The sequence below is a fragment of the Lamprobacter sp. genome, from assembly GCF_034860625.1.
GTDB lineage: Bacteria > Pseudomonadota > Gammaproteobacteria > Chromatiales > Chromatiaceae > Lamprobacter.
Genome location: NZ_JAYESN010000512.1, coordinates 1 through 1,390 on the forward strand (window position 1 = coordinate 1; position 1,390 = coordinate 1,390).

General features: G+C 61.9%; 4 protein-coding genes. 3 read left to right on the plus strand and 1 reads right to left on the minus strand.

Annotated elements, in window-relative coordinates; genetic code table 11:
• Positions 1–3 precede the first annotated feature (3 nt).
• Positions 4–60 (plus strand): excalibur calcium-binding domain-containing protein, encoded by a 57-nt coding sequence (locus VBE63_RS31715; RefSeq protein WP_416274729.1) that lies wholly within the window; start codon positions 4–6, stop codon positions 58–60.
• Positions 61–124: 64 nt separating this feature from the next.
• Here VBE63_RS31715 and VBE63_RS29340 read toward each other — a convergent pair whose 3' ends face one another.
• A complete protein-coding gene (locus VBE63_RS29340) occupies positions 125–568 on the minus strand; it encodes a hypothetical protein (protein WP_323686504.1) in 444 nt (147 codons plus the stop codon).
• Between VBE63_RS29340 and VBE63_RS29345 the strand changes: the two genes are divergently transcribed.
• Together VBE63_RS29345 and VBE63_RS29350 are read left to right on the plus strand one after the other, a co-directional pair.
• Positions 567–977, plus strand: a complete 411-nt coding sequence (locus VBE63_RS29345) for a PIN domain-containing protein (protein ID WP_323686505.1) — start codon at positions 567–569, stop codon at positions 975–977. The genes VBE63_RS29340 and VBE63_RS29345 overlap by 2 nt on opposite strands.
• Positions 978–994: 17 nt before the next feature.
• Positions 995–1,390 (plus strand): TerD family protein (locus tag VBE63_RS29350; protein ID WP_323686506.1); only part of this gene is annotated, 396 nt, incomplete at its 3' end.

The window sequence follows — 1,390 nt, forward strand, 5'->3', positions numbered from 1 at the left end:
GGTCTGAGCCGCCTTGATGGCGACGGCGATGGCACGCCCTGCGAGAGCCTGTGTCGGTGAACATTCACGCCTTGGCTTGACAGCCTAGCTGGGATCACGCATGAGGCAACAGCGCGGTGCTGCCTCACTCGAAATCGCTTGGCTCGATCCGCTCGACGTAGGGCAGATCGGCCAAGCGCTTGAGGATGGAAGTGAAACCAGGTTGATGCGTATGACCGATGACCAGGACCTGATCCGAACCACAACCGATACGTCCCGGTGAGACCGGGAAGATATGAGCACTGGGATCGATACCGCGAACCTCGGCCACGCGTGCATCATTAGCCGGGATACAGAACTCGTAGCTGAGTGCGCGCTTGCCGTTGGGTGGCCCGATGAGACCCTGAGCATCAAGCGCCGATAGATCAATGGCGAGCACAGCGACCTGCTCGCGATCCCGCGGCCCATCCACTGAGCGATCAAGCTCGAAGGCCAGGCTCAAACGCGGCAGCATCAGGCTGCACAAGAGCAGACCTGGCATGCTGATCGTGGGGAAGCGCCGAAGACGATGCGTTGAGCCGGAAGTCATGATGACGACACATTACCTGATCGATTACGAAAGCATCCAGCCCAGGCAGCTGGAGGACGGGATCGACAGCGACACCACCATCACGCTGTTCATCGGCCCCCATCAACATCGCCTCCCAATCGAGCTGGTGATGCGGATGCAGGCGCTCGGCGAGCGCGGTCGCTATGTCAAGATCGAGCGCGCCGGCAAGAATGCCTTGGATTTCCATCTGGCGTTCTACCTCGGCGAACTCGCCAGCCGTGATCCACAAGCCTGCTATCGCATCCTCTCCAAGGACAGTGGCTTCGACAGCCTGATCGAGCATCTTCAAGCACGCGGACTCGACAGCGCGCGCCTTGAGTGTGAGGATTCGGCACGGACACCGCTAGACGCCGAATCGATCGGAACACGCCCCCCTGTGGGGTCTTGAGCTCGGACGGACGTTTCATGAACCAGACAGCCACCCTGATCCCCGGCGCCAATGCCGCCATCGGCGCCTTGGCCGGCCGCCTCATCGTGCGTCATGCCGCAGCCCCTGGCATCGATGTCAACCTGACCGCCTTCGTGTTGAACGACGAGGGACGCGCCACCGGCGATCCCGACATCGTCTTCTACAACCAGCCCCGGCATCCCTCCGGCATGGCGCAGTTCGGCGCACCCAAGGACGTCAACGGCCAGAAGGAGCATGCCATCGATTTCGACTTCTCCCGCGCGCCACCGCCGCTGACACGCATTGCCATCACCCTGACCGAGGACTCAGGCGCTGATTTCAGCAAGGTGCCGGGATTACAGGCCACGGTGCAGACCGCCGCCGGCGAGATTCAGCTATCACCGGGAACCTTC

Bases quoted from the DNA above. Each gene is read 5' to 3' on its own strand.
- VBE63_RS29345 (WP_323686505.1), top strand. From the start codon at position 567: ATGATGACGACACATTACCTGATCGATTACGAAAGCATCCAGCCCAGG.
- VBE63_RS29340 (WP_323686504.1), bottom strand. From the start codon at position 568: ATGACTTCCGGCTCAACGCATCGTCTTCGGCGCTTCCCCACGATCAGC.